Genomic DNA, 26,848 nt, shown 5'->3' on the forward strand with positions numbered 1-26,848 from the left:
GCTATTCTACCCGTGATGAAGATGTAATGGTGGAAGGGTTGGCTTCGTGAGTGCTGGCAGGCAAGCCCGCTTCAGAAGGGCGTCCTCCCAATAGAACAGACTGAACATCCGAGCCGAAATTTTTCAACGTATCAAGGGCCACCTTATTGCGACGCACCAGGAAGTTATAACCTAAAACAGCCGGAACAGCGGTTGCAAGGCCTATGGCTGTCATAATCAGGGCTTCACCGACAGGGCCAGCAACCTTGTCTATTGTAGCTTGCCCGGCAATACCAATGGCTGTAAGAGCGTGATATATGCCCCAAACGGTTCCAAACAGCCCTACGAAAGGGGCTGTTGAGCCGACGGTACCCAAAAAGGCTAAGCCTGTTTGCAGTTGGGCCTGCACTTTGCTGACAGCATTTTGGATAGAAAGCGTTACCCAGCTATAAAGATCTATGGTGGTTTGCATGTTGGCACTTTTATGGTGGTGGGCCGCATTAAGCCCACTTTGGGCAACCATACGGAAAGGGGAGCCTTCCTGGAGGGTGGAAAGGGTGTTGCCATTTAAGCCGTTTTTCCAAAAACTTGTTGGAATGGCCCGGCCAGCTTTAAGAATTTTTCCCTGCTCAAAAAACTTGGAAAGCATAATATACCAAGTGCCAATGGACATGATGAGCAGAATAATCAAGACCGTACGGGAGACAATATCTCCACCCATCCACAAGGCAGACAGGCCATAGGGATTTTCTGGGGAGGCGACATGGTGGGGGGCTGGCGGTTGCATCGGGCCTGTTTCTGGTGAAGCGGCAGGCATAGGGGGGGGTGGCGGTGATGGGACGGCAGTTTGTGCGACAGTCTGTGTGGTCGTTTGTGTAGTTGGGGCAGCCCAGGCGGAGGAAGAAAGACCAAGCACTCTATCCGTGCCAATGCTAAGGCTGGTCATCATGAGGCCTGCCAGGACAGGTTTGAGGATTTTTTTGCCGAAAGGCGCTTTCAAAACAGGGAAGGGTGCTTGCTGGTGGGAATGGATGGGTAAAAACATGGGCTTTTTTGCTCCTTGTGTGTTAAAAAATCAGGTTAATGGAGAAATCCGGAATAAGGAAAAAGAAAGAGAGTGGACATAGAGAGGTCTGGGCATAGAGGCCATAGGGTATAAAAAACAAAGCCCCAAAAAAGCTCTAAGAAAGCCTACTCCAAGAAAACTCCAAGAAAGCTTGCAGGAATCCACAAGGGGGATGAGCAGGAAAAGGGGTTCTCTTTTGGAGTGGCATAAGCATGGTATGGCATAAGCAGGCGTCCTCATTTTATGGAGCCACTCTCCACGCAAGAATAGGGTATGCAAGAACTGGGTGCACAAAAACTTGGTGCACAAGTATTGGGTACGCAAGAATAGGGCGAGGTTTGAACATAACATGAGGGGGCTCAAGGGTGACCTCGATAGGGTTTTAGAGACAAAAACGAATAACGAACAAATAACGAACTCTGGCATTTGAGAAATGGGTTGAGAAATGAAATGAGGGTGGGAGTCATCGACAAGCCTAGTTCAGCTGGAATGTAAAATGCAAGGTATGGTTAGGGGTTCTTACCGGCACCCCATTGCGAATGGCCGGCTGATAGCGGTGGGTTTTCAGGAAGGTGAGCACAGCCTCCCCAAAGGCCTGCCCACCAGAAACATTCACTAAGTGGCAGTTACTGGTGGTGCCATTGGCCTCAATATCACATGCCGCATCGACGGATCCCTCTTTCCCTAACTCCTGCATGGTTTCTGGGTAATTGGGGCGTCCTCCTCCAATGGGGTTGACGCCAGCATTTCGGTCATGTTGGGTGGAGGCGGCATGGGAAGGCGCTGCAGCCGTTGCGGTTGTAGAACTGGGTGAAGAGGCCTGACTCTGGCTGGAAGGCGCAGGGCTGGGTGCAGGATGGGTGGTGGGCGGTGTTTTTCTTGGGGTGAGTTTTTTGATAGGGGGTGTTTTTGGGGGTTCGGGCACGGGCATGTTAAGCTTTGGCGGCATTACGACTGGTGGGGGTGGCTCAATCATGCTAGGGGGTGGTGCGGCTGGTGGGGCAGCACTGTTGGCTGAGCTGGCACTGGCTTCTATGGTGACACTTAAGGGGATAACGGGTGTTATAGTATCGGGCTTGGCCATGACCCGAATAAGGGCATGGATGAAGAGAATATGGATGATGATTGTTACGATAAGCCATACCATCCTGAGTTTGTTGTTCTTCATTACGTAAGTAGCAGCCATAAGAAGAGAAATCTCCCGGTTCGAAAAACGCTACACGCAGCCGGTTTTGCAGAAGTCTGGTTGCGCAAATAGGCAAAACATCATAGATATCAAGGGGTGGTCACTCTACGCCCTCAACTGCAGTTGTTAATAGTGATTAGTATTCTCTTTTATGTTTATAGGAAATAGGCGTTGGAAACCAGAGCAAAAGAGACTAAACACTCTATAAATGTTAATAAAGTGCGTCTAAATGTTAATAAAGTGAGTCTTTTCCTGCCAGAAATACTGTTTTTGGCAAAAATACTGTTCTGACAAAATCATGGAGGAGTCGTGTTAAAAAAATCCTGGATTGCTGTGTTTATGGGTTTGTTGGGCAATATTGGGGTACAGGCCCCGTTATTGGCAGCAGAAGGAGGAGAGCAGCCAACCTCTATGAAGGACTCTAGAGGGGTTGGCCTTCAAGGGGAGAGAGCCAATCAGGTTGATATTGCTTTTGTAAGGGGCATGATTACCCACCATGAAATGGCTTTGCGCATGGCCCGCGAGGAGCTTGAGAAAGGCCAGAACGCCCAGATGCGTCAACTTGCCACCGCCATTATCCAGACCCAGAAAAAGGAAATTGACCGGATGCAGCAGTGGCTAAAAGTGCATTCTTCCTCAAAGGCTAATACACCTTCAAACACATCTTCAAGCACCCCTTAAAGAGGGGTGCGGTAAAGTTTTTATTTTTTTTGGAAACTCTTATTGTTGTTTCAAGTTTTAGTCTATGTGAGTATACTTACCATAAATGCATTATAATTTTAACTTAGGTCACCTTTAACCTCTTCAATAAAGGCCATAAGGTGCCCTTTTTTAAGATATCTTGCTAAAGATCAAGCACTCCCCTGACTCGTAAATAAGTCAGGGGAGTGTTTTTTTTTGGCCATTTTTAATGGTACAGGTTAGGGGCTTAAAGTTGAGAGGCGGAGGAGTAAAGCTCCAGCTTTCCTTCTTTGCTGAGCGCATCCAGCTGCTCTGCAGTCAGTATGGCTTCATAATTCAGGTCGGTAATAATAGCTGGGGGGGTAATTTTAAGAAAATCACTCAGATGCCGTAGCGAAATAAGCGGAGAAGGCGGAGAAGTCAGCTTGTAGACACAATAATAGACTTCTCTTTCGTGGAGCATAATAGCACCCACAACCCATTTTAGCCCGTGCTCTATGGTATAGATTTTTCCCGTTTGGGGAAATTGGGTGCTAACGGGGCTGCCACAGTTATATAAGGTCATAGGAGTTCTCCTGTTACAGGATAAAGTAAAAATGAAATTGGCATAAGGTGGGTGGATGGGGTGAAAAATACGAGGATGGGGTGAAAAATAAAAGGAAAAAAGAAAAAAGAAAAGTACGGATATAAAAAAACCGTCATTTCCCCTCTATAAAACCATTCCGCAAAGGGACTTGCCAAAATATTTTATTTACCATAGCCATAGCCATAGCCATAGCCATAGCCATAGCCATAGCCATAGCCATAGCCATAGCCATAGCCATAGCCATAGCCATAGCCATAGCCATAGCCATAGCCAATAGCTATTTTGGCGCGGCATCATGTCTGTTTCTGCAAGGAATGGTCAAGCGTTTGGTCTCTTTTTTGGTTTAGTCTCTTTATTTTCTTGTTGGGGCCTGGAACCTGTTGGGGTTTGGGACTTACTGGGATTTGGAAAAAGACATCTCATTTCCTTCATGTTACCAGCTGGTTTATGGGCCGGTTTAATGCGGGCAGGAGCACTATGAAATGGGGCTCCCTTAACCGTGGGGCAGGGAGAGGATACGCCCTGGGTGGATTATACCCTGGTTGAATAAGGATGAGCTCTTTAAAATCCTCCTTACCCGTGGGGCGAGGATATGCTGGCAGAAGGCAACCCAAGAGCCTACAAGGCCTCCTTGCTTGTGCGGCAGGGGAGGGTATTCTCTAAGAGGTGGCACGTCTTTAAAGACACGGCCAGCACGATTATCACCAGCATGATCATAAAAAGAGCCGTGGCAGGCGCAATCATATTGGGCATTTTCTATTTTATTTGGGTATTTTCCATTTTATTCTGCCCTATAGGATTGAGGCTTGGTGGATTAAAAAATTCCTTCTCGCTCGCTTCATGAGCCCCTTTGCCCGTGGAGCGCATGGAGCCGGCCAACATTCTCCCCACTCACCTGCCTGTCTACTCATAGGTTCATTGAATAGAGGAGGAAACGCGATCTTGAAAATCAACTTCTACCCGTCTACTCATGGGATCCTTAACGAGTGAGGCAGGGAGGATCCCTGTTTTAACCTGGGCAACATCCAAGCCAAGACCTCCTTATTTCCTAACCAGTAGGGAATACCCCGGGCAATGCCCCTCTTCAAGCAGCTTTGTCAGCTTACCTCATTGATTAGTGGGTGATACCAGGCGTTAACTTTCTGGATGTTGGTTCAATCTGTCTTATTTCCCGATCAGTAGGGGATACCCTCTAAAAACCCTTTCTTGCCAGCTTATGGGTTCCGTGCCCGTGGGGCAGGGAGGTTTGTACGACGGGTATGGCCTAAAGTGGCCTTTGCACTATTTAGTGAAAACCTCAATAACGTATTTTCAAAATATTCAATAAATGTTATCGAGTGAAAAAACGATGAGGAATGAAGAACAAGTCATCATAGAGAGATTTTCCCCTGTCGTTTTTAATATTAAAAACGTTTTCAATAAACGTAAGAAGAACTACTGAACCAGTATAGTCAATATAATCAATATCTGTATGGAGTACAAGGAATGGGCTTTTTTGATGATGTTTTTAGTGGGATTGGCTCGTTTTTAAAAGTTGTAAAAGATACTTACGATAAGGCCGTTGTCTATCAGCAACAAGTGAACCAAAGCGTGCAAAACCTTATTAACGATGTGGCCTCAACCTCTGCGGCACGGGAAAATTTGCTGAATGGCACGATTATTGGCAATGTCATTAATAGTGTGGCCGGTGCACTGAACGTTTATTTGGGTTCTACAACCAATTATGAAGAAAAGTTTCTGAGCGATACCACTCCCATTGTTGTTGCCCATAACCAAGACCTTACCCATACACCAACCGTAGCCCAGTTCCTTCAGGCTTCTGCGGCTGTGAATGTGCCGAATGCATTGCCTGCTTCCTTAACGCCATTTCTTTACAACGGTAAGCAGCTTGCCATTTCTGATGCCGTTACGGGCATGGCTGCAAAAGTATGGTCTACCCCCCAAAATCAGATCATTATTGCCTATCAGGGTACTGCTGGGCAGGGTGCTACCGATGTCGTGCATGCTGTTAACCAGGTTCTGCAAGATGTTCAGGTTGTAGCCCATCGGACAACTCTTGGCCAGCAGAATGCTGTAAAATTTGCCCAATTTGTTGCCCATGAGGCTGAAGCCAGAGGGTATAATACCAGCAATATATTTGTTACGGGTCACTCCCTTGGAGGCATTGAGGCTGAATATGTGGCCCAGCAGACAGGCCTGGCCGGTATTGGGTTTGATAGCACAGGGATTCTTCCAAGCACGACTGGAAAAGGCGATGGATCAAACTTTATTAACATCCTCCAATATGGTGATCCCGTAAGCAGCTATGCCTCTGATATTCAAGGAGCACAACCTTTTGCCCCAGACTATGACCCTAATGGAGGTATTCAGCCTCATTACGGAAAGATCATCATGACTGGCGATGTTAAAAACCAGCAGGATCTTTCAGTGATTTCTCAGGGATGGAACAATTTCTTTGAGTTTGGAAAAGTCCTTACCGCAAGCAATTACCTGCTGAGCGGTTTCCCAAAATTTCATGCCTTTTCCCGCCTGTATGAAGACCTGAACGTAACTCCGGATCTTTCTCAGTATAAAATAGACTCGAATGGGCAAATCATTACCAACCCTTCTACCGATTACGGGATTTATAACATTACGGTTAACGATATTTTCAATGCGGGGAAAGATCCTAGTAAAATCCAGGGTGTTGTTCATGATTATGGAAATAACAGCATCGCTCAAATCATATCTGCCCAAGCCCAAAGAACGGACTATCATGCGACTGTTCTACCAAGCGTAACAAATCTGCCAAGTGTAGCAAATTCTGGCGTTTTTGCAGCGCAACCAGCTTTTGCCTAAGGGAGCTTCTTGATTTCTCCCCGCGATTTATTCCCTCCGCAATTGGTTTTTTCTGCGTTTTGTTCTCTTGGGGGGAGAGTATATTGGGGGAGAAAGCGAACGCCTTCAAGAAAAATAAGCTTCAAATAAGGCTCATTCTCAGGAGATGGTTTTTTAAAGCTGTTACTGAAGGGGTCTCATTTTCCAAAACCCTGCCGGATATGTCTGGTGGGGTTTTTTGCAGGGTTTTGTTTTGTCGGGCAGGTCATCTTTCTTAGCCTGGCTTGTGGTACTCAGTGGGGATCGCGTTTTTACAGCGCCAAATAGTGGTGAATAGCGCCTAATACATGGATAATGGCCACTTGGTGTGGGGCAAAAGTGGGCGGAATTTCTGAGTTTGCCAAGCTACGGCTGATGATACAATCATAACGAAGGCCCAAAAGCTCGGCCATGCTACGATAGCACCAGTTTAGCAATTTATCGGGCATGATCTCTATGAGTAATGTGCCTGGTGCACAGAAGACGATATGGGTATTGCCTGCCCCGTGAGGGGCCAGAATAAGGCTGGCTTCAGCAAAGTGGCGTATCTGCTCCGAAAAGGAGAGCTGCTCAAGCTTTATACATTCAAACCCGAAAGTTTTCAGGGTTTTTGCCAATTCCCCTTCGTTTAAAAGGGGCCGCATGGCCGATTCTTGTCGGTCGATATAGAGTTTTTTCCCCGGTAAGGGTTGGGGCAGCGGCTTGGCCATATCCTTAAGAAAAAGTAATGCCCTGACGGAGGGTTCCAGGTGGGAGAGCATGTTCCACCCCAGTAGCAATTTTTCAACTTTTACACTCTCGCCTTTGCTGATGCGGTAAAGAGGGGGCAAGGCCGCCCCAAAGGTGGCAGCCAACGCCATTTTTGTGGCCTCTTGCATGGGAACGGGGAGCTCTGCGGGTAATAAAATGCCTTGAAGCTGTCGTTTGTCCTTCTCATCAAGAAGGCACAGGCGGCTCAAATTCATGATCAGAAAATGAAAGATGTTCTCACTATTTCCAAGGAGCAGGGAAAACCACAGTCCTGGTAGGGTGACGTGAGAGGGGGGTAAAACACTCTTACCTTCTGGCGTGCGGGTATAGCCTTCACGCTCGGGCATGGTGTGGTCTAGCGTGTCTTGTAGGATTTGGCCATCTTCCAGGGCAATAATCCCTGCTGGTGAACACAGTGTGGCATTGAGAAGCAGGAGGGTATGCGGGGCATGATAAGGGAGGCGATCTTGTTGGGCTTGATCCTGCAGGCCCATGATGGCCATACTAGCTGCCCCTACAGCTAGAGACGGAAAAGTAAGGGCGGGTTGCTCGTGAAAGCTTTTGACTAAGGTGATATCTTTACGGTTTTGGGAGAGAAGATGAAACATTCTGATGACCATAGCTATCGGTTCTATCGTGGAAAATCAAGGAGATTATCCGAGTTGTGATCATCAACTTGGTCCTACCACAGGAACGGCTACGGCCTGACCTTGGGAGTCATATCTTACTCAGGCTTTCTTCATGCCTACGCTGTACATGGATTTTATTCCGTAGGGGTTACGCCCCAGGTTATTCAGCTTTCCCATAACCGCGTTAATCTGGTTTACAAGATTAATGAAGGGGAAAAAGCCGTTATCAATAAAATTATTTTTGTGGGTAACCATTTACTCAGGTCTTTAGTGTTTGGTTCATTTTACTTTCGTATTTTTATTTTAAATAAACGTTAAAAATACAAATATTATTATTTTTTTCTGGTCAGTTATTAAAATTTTATTAATCCTTCTTAGGAAGAGGAAGAGGAAGAGGAAGAGGAAGAGGAAGAGGAAGAGGAAGAGGAAGAGGAAGAGGAAGAGGAAGAGGAAGAGGAAGAGGCTGGCTGAAACTGAGGACCCATTTTCTCCCCTCTAAGGGAAAGGGTATGCTTTCCTTAGAGCTGAGTGCCCCGCAGATCATGGAGATGCTGTTTGTGCCCAGATTCTCCATTCTGACTTGTAGCCCCTAGCCCGTGGATAAAGGCTTTCCCCTCCTAAGGGCTCTTCCTAGGGAGCGGCATTTTCAAGAGGGGTTACGCGTGCGGTATTTTCTCAGCAAGGTAGGGCCTATCACCGTTACGCCAAGTCCAAGCAGGATAATTCCCATTCCTACAAGCTGAAAACTATTGGGCCGTTCGTGCAAGATGAGCATACTGCTCGACATGCCTATAATCGGAACCATAAGAGAGAGGGGGGCTATTCTCCAGGATTCATAGCGTGCCAGTAAGGCACCCCATAACCCATAGCCGATAATGGTGGCTCCATAAGCGAGATAGAGGGTAGAGAGAAAAGCCGTAACGGTAAAATGCTGGCTAAAATCGGCAAAAAGGGCAGCAGGGTCTTCAAACAGAAGGGAGCAGGCAAAAAAGGGGAGAATGGGAACAAGGCTTGCCCATACCACAATAGCCAGAATATGGCTGGCATCCTTCTTGGGCATCATGGCCTTGTTAATAATATTGCCAATGGCCCAACAAAGGGCTGCCCCCAGGATGAGAAGAAGCCCAAGAGAGGAGATATGTGCTCCGCCCCCTTGGGCAAGAACAAGCAAGCCCATGCCTGATCCGGTTAAAACCATGCCTATAATCTGCATGGCATGGATACGTTCAGCATAGAGGAGGGCGGAAAGCCCAATGGTAAAAAAGGCCTGTATTTGAATCAGGAGCGAGGCAATACCAGGGGGGAGACCAATGGCAATGGCTGAGAATAAGAGTGCGAATTGCCCAAAACTTATGCTGAGCCCATAAGCGACAAGCCATTTCAGCTTGATAGGGGGGCGCCTGATCATGAAAATGGCGGGGAATGCCACCAAGGTAAAGCGTAGCCCTGCCAACATAAAAGGGGGCAGGCTATGCAGGCCTGTTTTAATAACAACAAAATTAATGCCCCATACGGTTACGACAATCATTGCCAGGAGCCAGTCCCGTAGGGTCATAGGGGCGTTCTTTCCATAAGGATGTTAACAGAGCGGAGCGTTAGGAGTGGTTGATTCAAGATAGAGGGATAGTTTACCCAAAAAAAGTGAACCATTTCCATAGTTGTTTATAAAAAATTGGGTTGTTTATAACATATGCTCTCTTCTAGAGCGATTGAAGTGTGCGCTCACATAAAAACGAAAGTTTCGGTTTGTGCTGGAATTTATTAATCCCTGCTATGAGTGAGGCTTCGCTTTTTTCTTTGATAGGGAAAGAGTCCCTTTATAGGGATGAACAGAAAGTACAGCTTACAAAAACTCGGAAACCGTGCACCTTATAGGCGTTACGGTCTCTAAGTCTGAAAAAGATTTGCCCCTAATATTCTCCCCAAACGTGACCAGGAAAATATATGGCGCCCACTTCGAACATTCACAAAAGAGCGCAACAAAACCAGCCGCCGGCGTACCGCGCCACCATGGCTGCTTTTTGGAGGAGCTGAAATGAGCTGCACCCAACTAAAGGCCTCGTCCATACAGTCAATCGCATGGGGGGGCGGTATGGGGCGCTTGATCAAGCTGGCATCAAGGGTTAGGCCAGAACACACATCTTGTAAAATATCTGGTCTTGTAAAATATCTGGCCAGCTGGTGCCAGGCTTGGCAGGGCGGCAACCATGGGCAGGCAAACACTGCAAGGCAGAATGGAATGAACAGGATGGTTTGCCAATTCTGTTTTATCTTGTCGCATTACTGCTACCACATCCAAAACCCATGATATTATTCGTAAGGCCTTGCATCTTTCTGCGGTCTATGGGGGAGAGATTTCTGGTCGTGGGCCGCGATATTGCCCTTCTACTGAAGATAAGGTTGTGCATTTTTCCGAGCGAGAAAGCCATCAGATCTTTCTTGAGCCTGAAGCCCTTCCTGGGCATGAGGGGGATAATTTGGTGTATCCTAATGGGATATCCACCAGCCTTCCTCTGGAAGTGCAAGAGGAAATGATGAAAACCATTCCTGGGTTGTCACATGCTCGCATTGTTACGCTTGGATATGCTGTTGAATATGACTATATTGACCCCCGAGAGCTTTTGCCTACCCTTGAGCTTAAAAAGGTTCCAGGGCTTTTTTTGGCGGGACAAATTAATGGTACTACAGGCTATGAGGAAGCCGCAGCACAAGGGCTATTGGCTGGATTAAATGCGGCCTTGGTGGCTGAAGGGGGAAGAGAAAGTGAGAACAGAACTCCTGAAAAGGGAGAAGGATTTAAGAGCTTCTCCTATTGGGTCTCTTCCAAGGGCTCTTCACCACGGAAATGTGATGGGATGGAAGAGTTTTTGGCCCTATATTGTAGTACAATCTTTAAAAATTGTGATACAAAAGAGAGATACAAACCTTCTTCTCGCTCTCGGGCCTTGAGAGGTTTCCTTGGTATATCCCTTGGGGGCAAAGGCGGTGGCCCAAAGGTGATGCCAAGGGGAAATAGCAAAGATTGAACAGTGGCGTATCTAGGTAGATTGAGGTTCGAGCTTTTGAAAAACTTCAAAATGCTATGAAAGACGCTGGTAAAAAACGCTGGGAAATTCTCCAAAAATAAGAGAGCACCTTGATAAGAGACGTACCGAGAAATCTCCAGAGAGACATATAGAAAAGTATACAGAGAAACATATGGAGACACGTAAAGAAAAACGAACGAAAAACCCCGTAGTAGGTCGCAGGGAAAGCAGGGAAAAACTCTTGGAAGACGCCCCAGTCCCGGCTCATACCAGAAAAAAAGTTTTTGAAGGCGCTAAAATCTCAGTTCATGCTCGAAAATCAGTTCACGTCCGAAAAGAAGTGTTGGAAGACATTCAGACGAATGATCAGAAAGAAATTCGGAGAGAAAACCTCAGCTCTTCTGCCTCCTCCTCTTTACCTTTTACACCTTCAAGTTCCTTATCTTCAGCTTCTTCATCTTCGATTTCCCAATCTTCAACTTTTCAGTCTTCTATCCCCGCATCGTTTGGCCTTACCCCGTCAGGCCTTACGGGTTCAGGAAAAACCGAGCAGATTATTTTGGCCCTGGGTCAGCATATTGTTCAGGGCCGCTATGAGGTTGGAACATTTTTGCCCGCTGAAAGTGAGTTGTGTGCGTTTTTTCATACGTCGCGTAATGTTATTCGGGAAGTCTTGCGTAGCCTGCAGGCCAAAAATCTCCTGACAGCTCAGCGCTTTCGTGGCAGTCTTGTCAATGGGCCAGAGCAGTGGAACTTGTTGGATGGCGATGTGTTATCGTGGGTGATCGCCTCCCGTCAGGATGAAAGGTTAATTTATGCCATGGACGAGCTACGGGCATTAATGGAACCTGCCGTTGCCCGCTGGGCTGCAGAACGGGCCAAAGCGCTTGATTTGGTTGAAATGGAAGACGCTTTGGCCGCAATGGTGGCCCATCATGCCGATTGGCCAAAATTCCATCAGGCTGATCTTCGCTTCCACCAGGCTATTCTTAAGGCGGCGTATAATCCTATTCTTTCTCGCCTTGGCGTTGTCCTGGAGGCTTTGCAGCAGGCAGCCTTTAAAAATACCTATCGCGATGAGGAATTCGTCATGGCGCAAACCTTAGCTGAACATACCACGCTGTTTGAGGCTATTCGCCATCAAAATCCAGATCGTGCTGAACAGGCTGCCCGAAAACTTGTGGCCAGTACTACCCATCGGCTAAGGGAGGGGGCATGATATCGGCCATAAAAGGGCATAAGCCAGAAGGGCAGAAAAACCTTCCCATGGAAAGGTTGGTTCCTAGAGAAAGGTTAGTCCCTAGGGAAAAGTTGGCTCCTAAGGAGAGGTCGGCGAGTGGGCAGCCTTATAACCTTCCAGATACTCTTCCGGTTCCAGATAATTTTTCGGCAGCTAAGGACCCCGTAGTGACAGACTATGTAGCGGCAGATTATGTAGCGACAAACTCTATAGAGACAGACTATATTGCTGTGGACTGGGGGTCCTCCAACATCCGGGGTTGGCTGGTGGTTAAGGGAGAGGTTAAAGCCACACGTCATGCTCCCTTAGGAATTACCAACCTCCAAGGGAAAAGCCCCCTCCAGGTTTTTGAGGAACTCTTTGCTAGCTGGTATATAGGCCAGCCGAGCATGCTGGTATTTATGGCTGGTATGGTGGGGAGTCATAAAGGGCTGTCCATGGTTCCTTACCTGCGCTGCCCGGTAGCCCTTACGGCGTTGGCAGAAGGGGTCAGGCATTTTAAACCCTACCGGCAAGCCCAGCTTTATCTTGTGCCCGGCCTGTGTGTCGATCGCCCCGAAGCGCCAGAGGTGATGCGAGGAGAGGAAACCCAGCTGGCCGGTGCCTTTGCCTTGGCCACCCAGCAGGCGACCACCGGCCATATCTCCCTTGCCGAGCCCCTTGCAGAGGGTGGAGAAATTCAGAGCCATGCGCTCTATATCCTGCCAGGAACCCATAGTAAATGGGCATTGGTTGAAAATGGTGTACTCACGCACTTTTACACTGCCATGACAGGAGAGCTCTATCATCTTTTATCAACCCAGTCCTTGCTTAAGGCTTCTCTCTCGCAGGTTTCTTCTCGAGAGGTGTTTGAGGAAGGGGTAAAGGCCGGCCTGGCGAGTAAGGCTATTTTGGCAGAGTTGTTTGAAATTCGTGGAGCCAGCCTATTGGGGCATCTCCAGGCAGAATTTACCAATGAGCGGCTCTCTGGTCTGTTACTGGGAGTGGAAATTGGGCAGCTCTCCCAGAAATTCTTATCTTTGATGCGTAAGCGCCCCATTCAGATTGTAGGGAATAGCCAGCTGGCTCATCGTTACGCGCAAGCCTTGGCCCTAGCAGGTTTTAAAAGCGTTCAGATTGACGGAGAACAGGCATTTTTAGCTGGTATAAGGAGTATTGCCCATGCCATGGATAAATAACATTCCCCTCATTGCCATTTTACGGGGGATAACACCGCAGCAAGCCCCAGCACATGTTGAGGTGCTGTTGAAAGAAGGGTTTAACGCCATTGAAATACCGCTTAACTCGCCATCTTGGCAAGAGAGCGTTACAGCCTGTGTCAAGCGTTTTGGCACTCAAGGGCTCATTGGCGGGGGCACGGTGCTGACAGAAAGTGATGTCGAAACCCTGTATGTAGCCGGGGCTCGGTTGATTGTAACTCCCAATATCAACCCAACGGTGATTGCCCACGCCTTGGGGCATGGAATGGTTTTGGCTTGTGGTTGTTTGACCCCCACAGAAATTTTTAAGGCGATAGAATTGGGGGTAAAAACAATTAAAATATTTCCTGCTGCAGCCATGGGGTCCTCTTACATCAAGGCCATCAAGGCTGTTTTACCGCAGGATATCTCCCTTATGGCGGTGGGGGGGATTACACCCGAAAATTTACAAGAATATATGCAGGCCGGCTGTATTGGTGCGGGTCTGGGGGGGGATCTCTACCGTGCAGGTCAATCTGTAGAGGTTACAGCAGAACGTGCCAGGGCTTTTCTTGCAGCTTATCATCATGCCCATCACGGGGGATAAGATCGAAGTTTTTCTATACGGGGTTTTGCTATGGGGTTTTGCCACTGGACTGGGCAGGCTTCTGGTAAGTTTTTGGTAAGTAAGAAGGGATGAGCCTCCTTCGTTAGAGTTACTCAGTGAGAGAGAAAAAGCATGAAAATTACAAAACTTTCTACCTATCGGCTTCCACCGCGGTGGATGTTCTTAAAAGTGGAAACCGATGAGGGGATTACGGGTTGGGGGGAACCTGTCATTGAAGGACGGGCCAAAACTGTTGAGGCCGCTGTGCATGAGCTGGCAGACTATATGATTGGCCAGGATCCCTCACGAATAAACGATCTATGGCAAAAGCTCTACCGGGCTGGCTTTTACCGTGGCGGCCCCATTTTAATGAGTGCCATAGCAGGGATAGACCAAGCTCTGTGGGATATTAAGGGCAAAGTGCTTGGCGTGCCTGTTTATGAATTGCTGGGGGGGTTAGTGCGAGAGCGGATTAAGGCCTATAGCTGGGTAGGTGGGGATAGACCTGCCGATGTTATTGCTGGTATGGAAAAGCTTATGGCTATTGGCTTTGATACTTTCAAGCTCAATGGGTGTGAAGAAATGGGGCTGATTGATCAGGCCAAAAAAATTGACAAGGCCGTAAAAACTGTTGCCGAAATCCGTGAGCATTTTGGAGCGGAGGTTGAGTTCGGGCTGGATTTTCATGGGAGGGTGGCAGCCCCCATGGCCCGTATTTTAATAAAGGAACTCGAGCCTTACCGCCCACTCTTTATTGAAGAGCCGGTCTTGGCGGAACAGGCAGAATACTACCCAAGGCTTGCCGCGATGACTCACATTCCTATAGCGGCAGGTGAGCGTATGTTTTCGCGGTTTGATTTTAAAAGGGTGCTGGCCGATGGAGGACTTTCCATCCTCCAGCCTGATCTTTCGCATGCGGGTGGTATTACAGAATGTTTTAAAATTGCGGCCATGGCAGAAGCCTATGATGTAGGCTTGGCCCCTCATTGCCCTCTGGGCCCGATTGCCTTGGCCTCATGCCTGCATTTGGATTTTGTTTCCCATAATGCTGTTTTCCAAGAGCAAAGCATGGGGATTCATTATAACCAGGGGGCTGAATTGCTGGATTATATTAAAAATAAGCAGGATTTCTCTATGGAAGATGGCTATTTCTATCCTCCAAGCAAGCCTGGCTTGGGTGTGGAGGTCGATGAGGAACTGGTTAAAGAGCGCAGCCGCCATGTTGAGGATTGGCGTAACCCCGTATGGCGCCATCCTGATGGTGCCATTGCGGAGTGGTAGGGTTTTCCTCCCTTTATGATCTTTCGGTTAAAAACCTCCGTCTCTTTTTAGAAGGCGGGGGTTTTGCCAATAGGGGGCTGCCAGTAGGAGGTTTTGCTAACAGGGGATTTTGCCAATATGGGGAAAATAGTAGCAAAAAACTTTTCCTTAGGGCTGCTTATGGGAACTGCTTATTCGAACTGTTGATTGGAAAAAACCGCTTATTGGAAGAACGTATTCCCTTAAAGGGATTTCACCGGTTATCGTACTCCTTGGCCTTATAGTCCTTCCCAAATGCGACACGCCCCGGTGCCTCAGCAATAATAGCATGATCCTTTGGCCGGCGGGCTTCAAACAGCTCTGCCACACGAGGAAGACCACTAGTGATATCGCGCGTTTTCGAGCCTTCACGAGGAATACGGGCTATGTACTATAGGGCTGATCATCCTATTATAGGGCCAACGCACTATAGGGAAAGGGTAGACATAGAGGGAAAGAGTAGACATAGGGAATAGAAAAGTTGTTGCTAAAAAGAAATAGGCGATGTGATTTATAACAATAAAATAAATTTCCCCTTTTCGGATAGGTTGGAATTTGTTAAGAGAATAAAGATGTATTTTTAATACATTTTTTATATAAAAAAGTGTTTTATCTAAAATTTAAGGATTTCTGTCTTTTAATAAGAAAATCTTTTTACAGAAGGCCAAGTAGAAAAAAGCAACACTTGGTTATCACTTTGTTTGAGAAAGTTTGAGATGAATGTCTAATAGCTATTATGAGGGTATTCGCAGTGAAATGGCTGCCAGCACCCATGTTGAGCTTAACCGGGATCCGGTCAGCCGGGTTTTGAAATGGGTTTTGCTGTTTACGGCCCTGGCATGCTTTGCCCTTATGACATGGGCTACAGTGTTTACCTATCGTGCTGCTCCTCCTATTCCTGATAGGATCGTGGCAGCCAATGGAACAACTTTGTTTACGGGAGAAGATATTTTTCTGGGCAAGCAGGGCTTCCAAGAGGCAGACTTGGTCGATTGGGGCGGGCTTTACGGAATGGGTTCAATGTTTGGACCCGATTATACAGCCGCTAACCTGGTGGCCATTGCGAAGGCTACCGAGAATAACCTCGCCCTTGATGAGCAGAGCATTCCCTTTAACAAGCTACCGGAAGATGAGCAGTTCAAGATCCGCAAGCAGATGCAGATCATGCTGCGGAATATCGACCTGACTCAAAGCACTCTGACCTTGCCCGATGCCCTTTCTAGGGCCGTGCTCTCTGTAAGGGACAAGCTTGAAAAAGAACTCACAACCGATGATGTTCTGGCCGGTTATACCAAAGCCCATGCCCTAGCGGGTGAAAAGGCCAAGCATACGGCAGAGTTCATTCTCTATTCGGTCTTTACCACCGTGGGGCACCGCCCGAATAGTACTATTTCCTGGACACAGAACTGGCCTTATGAACCCGTAGCAGGCAATGCGCCCACAAATCTGACATTTACATGGACATGGGTTGGATTCTGCTTTGTGTTTTTGGGTTTTGGTACTGTTATTACCATTAACCGGTTATGGCTTTCGGGTGTCGATCAAGGGCCTATGGACTTGGTTATGGTAGGCTTTGGCAGCCTGACACCAAGCCAGAAAAAAATCTGGAAATTCTTCCTTTTTGTTGCCGTGATGTTTTTGGTGCAGATTTTAGTAGGGGGCATTATGGCCCATTACTATTCTGAACGAGCAGATTTTTATGGCTTCCCTATCGGGAAATATCTGCCCTTTAACTTTTTGCGCAGTATCCACCTTCAAGCCCCCGTGGTATGGATTGCTTTTGCCTGGATTGGGTCTGGCCTTTTCCTTGGGCCTATCATCAGCGGTAAGGAGGCTCGCTTCCAGGGTATTTTGGTCGATGGGTTGTTTTATGCCTCTGTTTTGGTCGTAGCCTGTATTGTGGTGGGCAACTATCTGGGGATTATGGGGTACTTGCCAGATCTGTGGTTCTGGTTTGGAAATCAGGGGAACTCTTATCTGGAGTTAGGCCGTGTGTGGCAGATTATATTCTTTGCCGCCCTTTTAATGTGGTCATGGTTAATATGCCGCTCCTTTTGGCCCGATCGCCAGCTGTGGGCCCAGGCACGCAATGCCTTCCTTCGGGGGAAAATCCGCCTGGAGCATCTGTTCTGGCTTTCCACCCTGAATATTGCTGTGCTGTATGTGTTCGGCATGATCCCCATGTTCGAGGTGGGTAAATCCTACACTATGGATGATTTCTGGCGGTGGTGGGTTGTTCATCTCTGGGTTGAAGAATCCTTTGAGTATTTTGCCGCTTGTGCAACGGCTTATTTGCTTATGGGCGTGGGCCTTGTGTCTCGGCAATTAGCAGAGCGGACGGTGTATTTCCAGCTTATTCTCATCTTCCTTGGAGGTGTCATGGGAACAGGCCACCATATGTATTGGGCTGGTGAACCCTCAATTTGGATTCCACTGGGCAGCATGTTCTCCTTTATTGAAGTGTTACCACTGGTTTTGCTGGTGATTGAATCTATTGACCAATATAAGGTTATTTCCTCTCATGAAACATTCAAATACAAGCTCGGCTATGTCTATATTATCGGGGCTGCTGTTTGGAACTTTGTCGGTGCAGGGGTGTTTGGCGGGGGCGTGTTGAATGCTCCCTTGGTCAATTATTACGAGCATGGCACATTCCTAACCCTTAACCATGCCCATACTTCTCTTTTTGGCGCCTTTGGGCTGCTTGGGTTGGGGATGGTGTATTTCTGCTTGCGCTACGTTGCTGGAGACCGCTTTAGCTTTAATGAGAAATGGGGATATACGGCTTTCTGGATGTATAATGCAGGCTTGGTATTATGGACCCTGTTAACCTTCTTCCCAGTGGGTTGGGCCCAGTTGGCAGCTGTTTATGAGCATGGCTTAACCTATGCCCGTAGTCTGGATTTCTATAACCAGACAACAAACTGGCAATGGCTGCGTATTGTTGGGGATATTGTGTTTGCCATTGGTGCACTCATTATGGCCCTTGACTTTACCGTTAAACTCAAGCCTATTTTTGCCAAACGCTAGGCTTTCTCTCCTGCGGGAGGGAGAGAAAAAGGCTTAAAGGGAAGCACCCAGAAAAACGCCAGAAAAATGCCTAGAGAAACGCTCGGAAAGAAGATTTCTGGGCGTTTTTTAGGTTTTGATCTGGGCCTTGTTGGTAGGTGCAAGCCTTTTGGTGAAGCGTTTTTTGGCTTGACGTTCACCAATATTGGAGCTGAAACTTCTATATAGCCAAACTCTTTGGTATGAAGATCTAGCATAAACGGACCCAAGGCCCTTTCCATACGGGCAGGCGAGCGGGCTTAACGTGGAAAAATGGCTGTTCCAATTCTTTCCACGAGCAAGGGGGGTTCTTAAGACCACAAAACGAGTGAATAAGGCTATTGCGGGGATGGTTGTGTTGTGATGGGGGCAGGCGCTTTTAAAGCGTGGAGGGAGTATGGCTATGCATGGCTTTGGGGCAAGGTTAGGCTCTGATTTCCTCATCGCTTTTATGGAGAGTGGGCGGAGTTATGAGCTCACTTTTGAGGAAGGATGAATGGGGGTGGCATTCTGTATGGAGTATTCAAGCCAGGTTGCACCCCATTGCTTGTTCTTATGCCCTCTGAAGGTTATGCTCAACCTCTGGAAAAGCTGAGCCACCGATCGCAGGGGTGTAACTGCGGGGTATGGCTGAATATGGTACAGGATTTTTTATAGACCAGATATTTTTACTAGAGTATTTTTATAGCCAGAATATTTTTATAGGTCAGAGTAAGCGTGAGGGAGGGCCTTGATCAGGGGTTCCCCACAGAGGCTTCTCACTGAGGTATTTCATAGGGTTTTTAAAATTATAGGGTTTTGAAAGAAAGGGGAAGGGCCCATACGATGTTTTTGCCTATGGAATTTTTTCCTTGGTCTTCTATCGGTTTTGGTAAGCTTACTCAAAGCCTTTGTTGGGTTGTTGGGTGTATGGTTCCATTGGCTTTGGCTGATAGGCCTGTCCACGCTCAAACCCAATTGGGGGGGGAATACAGGGAATGCCGTTTAACCATTGGGAAAGTTGTTTTTTGTGGCCTCCCCTTTAGTGGGCAGGCCGTTATTTATCGGCCAGGCCCTAAAAGGGTGGAACAATGCAGCCTTTCAATCGGGCAGGTAACTTTTTGCAAAGGTCCCTATAATGGCAAGGCCATTATGCAGGTTCACACCCCAACTAAACACTATGTAATGTGCGAGATCTCTATAGGTGTACCCATTTTTTGCGGTGAACCCTTTAGCGGTCAATGGGTACTCTATGCAAGGCGGTAAGCCTTGTTATGCAGTCTTCTTAGTGGAGCTCTGCAATATAGCCCCCAGGGAACTGAAGAATGGTCGAATCAGTATTATTGGAGTAGAGGGGGTCTGCCCCAGCCTTAACAGCTTTTGTTAGTGTATCCCAAAGGTTTTCTGTTTTATAGCCAAAGGTTTCTCTCCCGAAGGGGTAATTGAGATGACCGTTGGTGATAAAGATACGGGTATTGCCAAAGCTGGTCGAAGAAACAAGCAGAACATTTCTTACAGCCCCATCGGAAATGGGGTTTTGCCCAGCGGGCATAATGGCATCTTCAATTAAAGCACTGCCTGAAAAAATACTAAACTGCCGAATAAATTCATCAGCGCCTTCCAGGGGAATGTAAAGTCTGTTTTCTGGCACGGTTTGCAAAGGGGCATACTGAGATGGCTTAAAAAACTGAAAAAGCTGCATTTGCACACCGTTAGGCCATATAATAACGGCATCATTGCCTATGGCGTCGCCAAAAGTCTCAATGAGGGCTTTGGCCCCAAGTTGGCGGGCTGTTAGAAGGGCTTGCTGAAGATCAGAGACCATAAAGCCTGTACGTTCCTGGCCGAAAGGTGCGGGCAGAGCGGTGGCAAAATCAAAAACAGAGAGGCTGCCTACAGGCGAAAAAATAAAAGCGAGTTGGACAGAGCTTTTTGTCGGGGTTATCTGTACGGTTCCTCCTTCTTGAATTGTGCCGCCAAAGGTGCTGACAAAGCTTTTTGTGAAAGCATCAAGGGTTCCTTTTTTAAGATAGACATGAGGAAAGCCATTTTGCTGGCCTTCAACCAAGTAACCATGGTTTGAAGATGGGGAATAAAAAGGATCAGAAGAGCTCATGAGAGAATGACTCCTAAAATTGTGGAAGTTTCTGAGATGCCTTTTTGGAAATAGGGTACAGTAGAAAGACTGAATAATATGCCATGATGCTGAATAAGCAATTATAATGGGCAGGATTATAGAGATGCTACGAATGAACAGGCTAATATTAGAACAAATAGAGAACTAATGCAAGGTTATGGAAGAGCTCGCCCGTTTTACAAACCAAAAAATAGTTTGCAAACCAAAAAAATAGCCTGCCCGATTTGTTTTTTACGAGGCAGGCTGTTGAGTTCTCTCAAGGTTAAGTGAGTAAGATTTCCAAAAACAGTTTGGAAATTACAAGTCCATATAAGAATAAAGACAATTTATTTATAATGATAATCATTTTTAATTGTAAGAAGAAAATAGAAACTAAATCATAGATTTTTTTAATTAAATTTACTTATTTAATAAATATTTTTTAAAATATAGCCAGAACGTGCCTATGATTACGTTTCGTAACGGTTAGTATGTCTCGTAACTGTGAGAGTCTTTTGAAGGATGAGCAGGGTACAGCGTGCGCCTTATTATGTTCCCTGTGGGGTGGGCTTTTAGTGGAAGATGGTGCTTTGGTGTCGGATGGTGCCAAGAACGCCATCAGAAAATGGCAGAGTGGAGCCCTTAATACTCTTATAGAACCGATAAGTTCTTGCCGGCCGTCATAACCGAACACCCAGGGAGTTGAGGTGAGAAGAAATCTATTTCTGTCCAACACTATATGAATATCTCTCTTCCAATGTTTAGGGGCGACTTTTTCTTTGATAAGCTGCTAGTAAGCTGCTCGATATCATCTGTGACTGGGTAAATCACAGCGTAATAACGTATATCAATCCCTTTTGCACTAGAAAGAGGGAATAAGGCATAAGGAAGGAGACGGCGCTAGGCGTTTACATGCCAAGAATAGCGATGGGGTGTTATGTGGGGGCCTCAAGGTGAATCATAGTAAACTTTCTCTTCTAAAAGAGAAGCCGGTCTAAAAGAGAGCCGGCGCTTATAAAAACGGAATTCTTTTTTGGGTGTTACTTTTTAGGTTACATATTTTTTTATATAGGTTATAGTACTTATTATATCCTACTCTTATTTTAAAGATTTTTTGCTTAAACCTGTTTTATAACAATGTGAAACAGGGTGGGGGATATTTAATAAAACCCTAGAGGTCGCCTGGTTTGTCTTGCAAAAAGGCCCAGGCGTTTTTTGTTGTGGGTATTTTCCAGCTGGCATAATCAGATGTAAAAAACGTCACTGGAATTCTGTTTAAGCAGCGAGCTCCCTTTTGGGAGCTTTTTTTATGGGAAAAATAATGGCTCAAACGGTTTCTAATTCAAAAAATCCTGTATCTGTTTCCGTATCGGCCGCAGGGGGACAGGCGCTTTATCCTTCAGTCTGTTCCGTTGTTGTCCCGGCAGATGTTGCCCCAGGGGCATGGTTTATTGTCCCGCCTGGCCCTCTTGGGCGTCAGGCCATGGTGTTAGGCAGTAAGGGGCCGGAAGAAAGCAAGCGATATTGGATAGATTTTTCATGCCAACTTGCCTCATCGGAAAATATTGTTGAGGTTACGGCACAGGCGGGTGACCCTCGGCTGGTTTTTTCGGGCTTTTCAGTGACTTCGACAGGAAAATCCTTCTATGTCACGATTGCTGGGGGCACCTTGAACATGCGTTCGGGGATTCATTTCCGTCTTGCCCTGGATACCAGCGAAGTACGAGAGGTGGTGCTTCAAAGCGTGGTGATAGAACAGGGCTTGATCAGTAGTGCTCATTCACCGCCTGTGACATTGGGAAAAGGGATAAGGGGCCCCCAATTCTGGGTTTCTGATAAGGATCCAGATTTCTCCTATGTTGCTCCAGATGGGTTTACCCTTATGGCGTACGATATGGTGATCAATCGCTTAACAAATGATTTGTTTCAGTATCAGCCTGTCTCTGGAACATCCTCTGGAGCACCATCCTCTGGAACACTTTCCGGGGCACTCTCTGGTACGCTCTCTGGCTCTGGTACACTTTCTGGGACACGGTCTGCCTATAGTTGGGTAAAAATTACAACTCTTGGTGGCTCTACAGGCCCTCAGGGCCCTCAAGGAGAAAAAGGCGAGGTAGGTCCTGCTGGCCCGCAAGGCCCTCCTGGGGAAAAGGGTGCACAAGGCCCTCAGGGTGAGAGAGGGGAGATGGGCTTAGCAGGCCCACCGGGGAACCCGGGGCCCCAAGGGGTGCAAGGCGAGCAGGGGGCGATTGGTCCTGTTGGCCCGCAAGGCCCACCGGGAGAAAAAGGTGCACAAGGTCCCCAGGGCCCAAAAGGGGAGAAGGGAAATGATGGGCCTGTGGGGGCCCCGAATATTTTTATGGCCGGCACGCCAGATGAATCTTCTAACCAGCCTGTTTTAACCAGTGCAGCCATAGGGCAGACATTGATTGACAAGGAAACAGGTCGCCAATGGCAAAAGCAGGCCGATGGAACGGCAGAACTCGTCTACACCCCACCAGGTCTTGTTCGCAAGCCTGGTGTTTTTTTTCTCAATTAAGGAGCAGCGATGATGACGGATTACCAGAATGGGGATATAGGAATGTCCCTTAATGACGATGGCAACCTCGAGATTGGCCAATATAGCGGCCAAGGATTTGAAAGAAAAGTCACCATTCTTTCCGCTAAAACCGTTCAGGTCGTGGGCAACCTTATTCCAGAGACAGCAAAACCTACGGCTTTGATACAAGCCGTATCGTCTATGGTTCTTATGGATACTACTAATAATGTTGTGAAGTGGAATGGCTCTGGTCTTACAGGGGGAAAAGGGGTTTGCAATAATAATGTTTTAACACCGGAACATTTTACCATCAGCTTAAAGTTTTTTTCTAGTGCACAATTGGGATCTAATTTTTATCCTCTTATCGGGGCGCCAGTAGAGGGTTTTGCTGTGAAGGTGGATGGAGCAAATCATCTGTCCGTGGTGAATAAAGATAATCAGGTGGCCAGTTATGCTCTGTCGGATTTTGGCATTAACCTGCTGGATGGAAATTTTCATGATCTGGCTGTTATTGGGCGAGGAGGGGCATCTGGTCTGGTTATTCTTGCAGTAGATGGCAAGGTTTTAACTCCTGATCTGCAACCATGGAACATTTACTGGCAAACACTGGTTTTTCGTGGGGCCAATGAGGCTGCTGATGAAGTCAATGCCCCGGGTGATCTTCTCGCCATAAGGGAAGTGGCGCTGTTTAATTTTGCCAAATATTGGGAAGATTATCAGCCAGAAGCTGTGACCAACGCAAAAGATGCGATTGGGTATTATCTTCTTACCCATGATGTCGCCACGAGCAGGCCAAGCACAACAAACCAACGAAATACCGGATTTAAGGTTGTGCCCCAAAAACCCTATGGGGGGTTTGATACCCTTTACCCCTGGTCCAAAGGATCTTCTGGGGTAAAATTTACAACAGAAGGGTTGACTGGTGGCCTTCTTTTCTTTGGGGCCAGCAAGGACTTGGAAGATTTTACCTGTGAGTGTGAATTCAAAGTGGCTACAACGCCAGCCTTAGTCTCAGACCTTTCCCTTATAGGGTCTCTTTCACTCTTTGATGCAGGGATAGAGGCCGCAACAGGCGAGTTTGTTGTTCACGACAGTCGTAATAACGAGAAGGTCACCTATAAAAGTGGCGTTTTGGTTAATGATGGAGAGTGGCATCGTTTTGCTTTAACCTGTCAAGCAGGGTTTATAGCGGTTTATCTGGATGGAAACCTGGTCTGTAAAGACATGGCTTTAAAGGTGGATTTCAGCCGCTTGTTCTTCAGAGGCATAGCCCCTGATGGAGAGATTGCCCCTGATGAGAGCCTGACCATTAAAAATATAACAGTGAGCGCCTATTGCAAATATTATGGGGCCTATAACCCTAACCTTACTCCACAAATGCCTAGTGTGGGGGCTTTGGGTTTTTACCCATTGGTGAATGGGGTCTATACGAACCGTGTGAAAGCCCAATCCGGGGTTGAGTTTACCTTTCATTCTGGTGATAGTTTTGAATATCTCATTCTCGACCAAAATTCTTACCCTGATACCACCCTTGCCGAGCCCTGGTTTAAACTGGCTGGCGATAGTGTGTTCAGTCAAACCCTTCGTTTTAATGGTCATAGCCTGTTTGTGCGCAATGTTGTGGGCAACCCACTCATGAGGGGGATAGAATAGTGAATGTGATCCTTCCAACAGAGTCTTCCATTCTTTACTCGCCTTATACCTGGCATAGGGATGGGGCCGTCATGACAGCCTATAATTCGGGCTCGTATTTTAAGTTTATGACAAACGCCTTGGTAACAGGGAATAAAACCCTGACATTACATTTTAATACGGCAGAGGTTATTGCTGCCCTTCCACCGGTTGTGGCTTACCGTATTGGGCAGTATAATTGGGTATTTTCTCCTCTTCAAAGCAGTGTGGTGATGACCCTTCCCCCGGGGGATGCCACAACACTAGACCCTGTTATGGGGCGGCAAGGCTGGCATTTTATAGAGGTATGGGTGCGTACTGTCCCGCCTGAAATCAACAAGTGGGGCGCAGGCCCTTGCCGGGTTTCCCTTACGGGCATTGAGATTGATAACTCTGCAAGGCTGTTTCCCATCAGTGCCTATCCGCTCAAGGTGTGTATCTATGGAGATTCCATTACCGAAGGGTACGGTGCACTGGATTTGGAAAATAATGGCTATAAGAGCAATAATGCGATGATGAGTTATGCCTACAATGTTATGCAAGCTCTAGGGTGTGAGGCCGGTATTGTGGGGTATTCCGGCCAGGGTTTTACCAAACAGCCCGATAATGGGGCCGTTCCTAATTTTACCCAAACCTATGATTACCTTCAGCCAGGTATTAATCGTACCCTGACAGATTGTGACCTGGTCTTGATCAATATGGGGACAAACGACTATGCCGCCAGCAAGGCCACTTTTGTTTCTACGGTTACTCCCATCATCCAAAACCTCCTGGATATGGCTCCAAAGGCCTTGATTTTGGCCATGACTCCTTTTAACCAGACGCATGCAGAAAGCTGGCGCACGATTATAGGGAATTTGTCGCACCCACGGGTTAGGCTGATTGATACGAGCGGGTTTTACCTGATGGAGGCGATGGCGAATGTTCTCCATCCCTCGGGCTCTGCCGTTATGGGGAATATTGCCCCTAAATTGAATGCCGCCATCATGACAGCATGGGGGCAATTCAAATATGGGGGTGGTACAGGCCGAAGGGCTGTCTTGCGCCCTGTTGCTGACACCGGAGCGATCCCTGTTTTGCAGACCATGAAGCTGTAAGATCATGTGGTTATAAGACCAGGCGATTATAAGATTGTGCGGCTATAAGTCCATGCGGTTATAAATGGCCCCTCATGAAGAGGTGATAACCTTGGAAGACTATTTTCAGCTCAAGGGGATGGAATCACTCATGGTCTTCAGGGTATGGTAGGGTGAGAGATAACATAGAGATAGGAATGAAGAACATGGTCCGTCAGCGCTGGTGGGTTTGCCGTTTATTGGTAGAGTTGGTGGTCTTTCCCTTGCCAGCCCAGGCCGTTGACTAGTAGCCCAGAAAGAGCAAGCCTGCCAGTATATTTATACGCATTATCGCAACAGGTTTGAGCAATGGGAAAAAAGGATGAGCAAGGAAGATATCCTTTTACAGTTCTTTGATGAAAAAAATATAGGGTGCAATTAAAGGCACTTTACAGCACTTATGTGGATGCCGATATTACCCAGTTGCAGAAAGAGCATCTTTATGTCTCTCCTGAAGGGCACCCTGCAGAGTTTATAGAAGATTATGCCCTTAAGGATGCGATCAACCTTTTAAGGCTTTTAAAACAGATTGGTGCCGATAAAGAGTTGCGTGAATTTGCCACAAGGAATTTCCCCGATATGGGCCTTCAGGCTATCCCCGGTTTTTATGTTTTTACGCCTGATGTACCTTTAGGTCTCGCCCATTTAGTAGCGGGGACTGGCTATTATGATTATTCGGCCTATTTTTCTATAAAAAACGGGGTTTCCCACCTTATTGACCCACCCATTGATATGGAGGTTTCAGAGGAAGACTTAAGCCGCCATTCTATTATAAAAATGGGGAAGAGCATTGTGACCATCATAACCCGGGACCTCCAAGACCAGAATGTAGAACAGCTAGAGGCCACCTCCTATCGTGATGCTGGATGGACCAAGCCCTGCCGTATCAGGGCCCATTATTTCTCTGTTGGTTTTCCTGATGATTCTTCTCACCCGTATAAGGGCCGGTTCTGCCTGATAGGAGCCCCCTGTAAAGCTTTGTCGGAGCATGTAAAAACCTTTATTACGGGTTTGGATCATCGCTATATTAACTAGAAACAACCCAATGTTTTTGATTGGCATCTATCTAGGGATAAGGAAAGCCAATTCAGCTCGATCCTTCCGCAAGAAGATTTAGACCTCTCAATGGCCCCGAGTATTTCTAATGTTTTTTCAAGTACACTCTATGAAAACTAATATAAGCCCTATCAATATGCTTTTCTGGTTTCTGAAAAGAAAGACTATCTGGTGTATTATCGCCTCATCACCGTACGTTATGTAGGGTATATGTGGGAGACTTACGTTTTTGATGAAGGAC

22 protein-coding genes and 1 pseudogene are annotated in these 26,848 nt (G+C 47.1%); 14 read left to right on the forward strand and 9 right to left on the reverse strand.

Going from position 1 to position 26,848, the window contains the following annotated elements; translation table 11 throughout:
- Position 1: 1 nt before the first annotated feature.
- Together JGUZn3_RS05415 and JGUZn3_RS12615 are read right to left on the reverse strand one after the other, a co-directional pair.
- Positions 2-1,024, reverse strand: coding sequence for a MotA/TolQ/ExbB proton channel family protein (locus tag JGUZn3_RS05415; protein ID WP_238996911.1), 1,023 nt, complete (start codon positions 1,022-1,024; stop codon positions 2-4).
- A gap of 496 nt (positions 1,025-1,520) precedes the next feature.
- Positions 1,521-2,231: an energy transducer TonB gene (locus JGUZn3_RS12615; RefSeq protein WP_203414631.1), complete on the reverse strand. Its 711-nt coding sequence runs from the start codon at positions 2,229-2,231 to the stop codon at positions 1,521-1,523.
- Positions 2,232-2,540: 309 nt separating this feature from the next.
- Here JGUZn3_RS12615 and JGUZn3_RS05425 point away from each other — a divergent pair, with 309 nt between their 5' ends.
- Complete coding sequence (locus tag JGUZn3_RS05425; RefSeq protein WP_203414632.1) at positions 2,541-2,912, forward strand: DUF305 domain-containing protein; 372 nt, start codon at positions 2,541-2,543, stop codon at positions 2,910-2,912.
- A gap of 247 nt (positions 2,913-3,159) precedes the next feature.
- Here JGUZn3_RS05425 and JGUZn3_RS05430 read toward each other — a convergent pair whose 3' ends face one another.
- Both JGUZn3_RS05430 and JGUZn3_RS05435 read right to left on the reverse strand, forming a co-directional pair.
- A complete protein-coding gene (locus tag JGUZn3_RS05430; RefSeq protein ID WP_203414633.1) occupies positions 3,160-3,477 on the reverse strand; it encodes a hypothetical protein in 318 nt (105 codons plus the stop codon).
- A gap of 133 nt (positions 3,478-3,610) precedes the next feature.
- Positions 3,611-3,766, reverse strand: a complete 156-nt coding sequence (locus tag JGUZn3_RS05435; RefSeq protein WP_203414634.1) for a hypothetical protein — start codon at positions 3,764-3,766, stop codon at positions 3,611-3,613.
- 1,217 nt (positions 3,767-4,983) lie between these two features.
- On the opposite strand from JGUZn3_RS05435, the gene JGUZn3_RS05440 reads away from it, so the two are divergent.
- Complete coding sequence (locus JGUZn3_RS05440) at positions 4,984-6,336, forward strand: hypothetical protein (RefSeq protein ID WP_203414635.1); 1,353 nt, start codon at positions 4,984-4,986, stop codon at positions 6,334-6,336.
- A gap of 290 nt (positions 6,337-6,626) precedes the next feature.
- Here JGUZn3_RS05440 and JGUZn3_RS05445 read toward each other — a convergent pair whose 3' ends face one another.
- From JGUZn3_RS05445 to JGUZn3_RS05460, 4 genes are all read right to left on the reverse strand, one after another.
- Entirely contained in the window at positions 6,627-7,724 is a 1,098-nt protein-coding gene (locus JGUZn3_RS05445) for a glycosyltransferase family 61 protein (protein ID WP_203414636.1), read from the reverse strand.
- Positions 7,725-7,832: 108 nt separating this feature from the next.
- Positions 7,833-7,988 (reverse strand): hypothetical protein, encoded by a 156-nt coding sequence (locus JGUZn3_RS05450; protein WP_203414637.1) that lies wholly within the window; start codon positions 7,986-7,988, stop codon positions 7,833-7,835.
- 391 nt (positions 7,989-8,379) lie between these two features.
- The gene (locus JGUZn3_RS05455) at positions 8,380-9,288 is read right to left on the reverse strand and encodes an EamA family transporter (protein WP_203414638.1); all 909 of its coding nucleotides are present in this window, start codon (positions 9,286-9,288) and stop codon (positions 8,380-8,382) included.
- A 332-nt stretch (positions 9,289-9,620) separates the two neighbouring features.
- The gene (locus JGUZn3_RS05460; protein ID WP_203414639.1) at positions 9,621-9,938 is read right to left on the reverse strand and encodes a hypothetical protein; all 318 of its coding nucleotides are present in this window, start codon (positions 9,936-9,938) and stop codon (positions 9,621-9,623) included.
- A gap of 59 nt (positions 9,939-9,997) precedes the next feature.
- On the opposite strand from JGUZn3_RS05460, the pseudogene JGUZn3_RS12420 reads away from it, so the two are divergent.
- From JGUZn3_RS12420 to JGUZn3_RS05495, 7 genes and pseudogenes are all read left to right on the forward strand, one after another.
- Positions 9,998-10,486: pseudogene (locus JGUZn3_RS12420) on the forward strand (FAD-dependent oxidoreductase); the annotation flags it as partial.
- 445 nt (positions 10,487-10,931) lie between these two features.
- A complete protein-coding gene (locus JGUZn3_RS05470) occupies positions 10,932-11,978 on the forward strand; it encodes a FadR/GntR family transcriptional regulator (RefSeq protein ID WP_203414640.1) in 1,047 nt (348 codons plus the stop codon).
- On the forward strand, positions 11,975-13,177 hold the full coding sequence (locus JGUZn3_RS05475; protein WP_203414641.1) for a 2-dehydro-3-deoxygalactonokinase: 1,203 nt from the start codon (positions 11,975-11,977) through the stop codon (positions 13,175-13,177). Before JGUZn3_RS05470 ends, JGUZn3_RS05475 begins: the two co-directional genes overlap by 4 nt.
- Positions 13,161-13,784, forward strand: a complete 624-nt coding sequence (locus tag JGUZn3_RS05480) for a 2-dehydro-3-deoxy-6-phosphogalactonate aldolase (RefSeq protein WP_203414642.1) — start codon at positions 13,161-13,163, stop codon at positions 13,782-13,784. Before JGUZn3_RS05475 ends, JGUZn3_RS05480 begins: the two co-directional genes overlap by 17 nt.
- Positions 13,785-13,916: 132 nt before the next feature.
- A complete protein-coding gene (gene dgoD / locus JGUZn3_RS05485) occupies positions 13,917-15,065 on the forward strand; it encodes a galactonate dehydratase (RefSeq protein WP_203414643.1) in 1,149 nt (382 codons plus the stop codon).
- 738 nt (positions 15,066-15,803) lie between these two features.
- Positions 15,804-18,113: a nitric-oxide reductase large subunit gene (locus JGUZn3_RS05490; RefSeq protein WP_238996912.1), complete on the forward strand. Its 2,310-nt coding sequence runs from the start codon at positions 15,804-15,806 to the stop codon at positions 18,111-18,113.
- A gap of 843 nt (positions 18,114-18,956) precedes the next feature.
- Positions 18,957-19,376, forward strand: coding sequence for a hypothetical protein (locus JGUZn3_RS05495; protein ID WP_203414644.1), 420 nt, complete (start codon positions 18,957-18,959; stop codon positions 19,374-19,376).
- A gap of 19 nt (positions 19,377-19,395) precedes the next feature.
- Here JGUZn3_RS05495 and JGUZn3_RS05500 read toward each other — a convergent pair whose 3' ends face one another.
- Positions 19,396-20,226 (reverse strand): glyoxalase, encoded by an 831-nt coding sequence (locus tag JGUZn3_RS05500; protein ID WP_203414645.1) that lies wholly within the window; start codon positions 20,224-20,226, stop codon positions 19,396-19,398.
- Positions 20,227-20,717: 491 nt separating this feature from the next.
- Here JGUZn3_RS05500 and JGUZn3_RS05505 point away from each other — a divergent pair, with 491 nt between their 5' ends.
- The 5 genes from JGUZn3_RS05505 to JGUZn3_RS05525 all read left to right on the forward strand — a co-directional run bounded on the left by JGUZn3_RS05505 (position 20,718) and on the right by JGUZn3_RS05525 (position 26,586).
- The gene (locus tag JGUZn3_RS05505; protein WP_203414646.1) at positions 20,718-20,912 is read left to right on the forward strand and encodes a hypothetical protein; all 195 of its coding nucleotides are present in this window, start codon (positions 20,718-20,720) and stop codon (positions 20,910-20,912) included.
- A gap of 623 nt (positions 20,913-21,535) precedes the next feature.
- Positions 21,536-22,765, forward strand: a complete 1,230-nt coding sequence (locus tag JGUZn3_RS12425) for a phage fiber-tail adaptor protein (protein WP_238996913.1) — start codon at positions 21,536-21,538, stop codon at positions 22,763-22,765.
- A gap of 9 nt (positions 22,766-22,774) precedes the next feature.
- A complete protein-coding gene (locus JGUZn3_RS05515) occupies positions 22,775-24,418 on the forward strand; it encodes a hypothetical protein (RefSeq protein ID WP_203414647.1) in 1,644 nt (547 codons plus the stop codon).
- The gene (locus JGUZn3_RS05520; RefSeq protein WP_203414648.1) at positions 24,418-25,533 is read left to right on the forward strand and encodes a GDSL-type esterase/lipase family protein; all 1,116 of its coding nucleotides are present in this window, start codon (positions 24,418-24,420) and stop codon (positions 25,531-25,533) included. Before JGUZn3_RS05515 ends, JGUZn3_RS05520 begins: the two co-directional genes overlap by 1 nt.
- 390 nt (positions 25,534-25,923) lie before the next feature.
- The gene (locus JGUZn3_RS05525; RefSeq protein ID WP_203414649.1) at positions 25,924-26,586 is read left to right on the forward strand and encodes a hypothetical protein; all 663 of its coding nucleotides are present in this window, start codon (positions 25,924-25,926) and stop codon (positions 26,584-26,586) included.
- Positions 26,587-26,848: the final 262 nt, after the last annotated feature.

The sequence above is a fragment of the Entomobacter blattae genome, assembly GCF_014672835.1.
GTDB classification, from domain to species: domain Bacteria; phylum Pseudomonadota; class Alphaproteobacteria; order Acetobacterales; family Acetobacteraceae; genus Entomobacter; species Entomobacter blattae.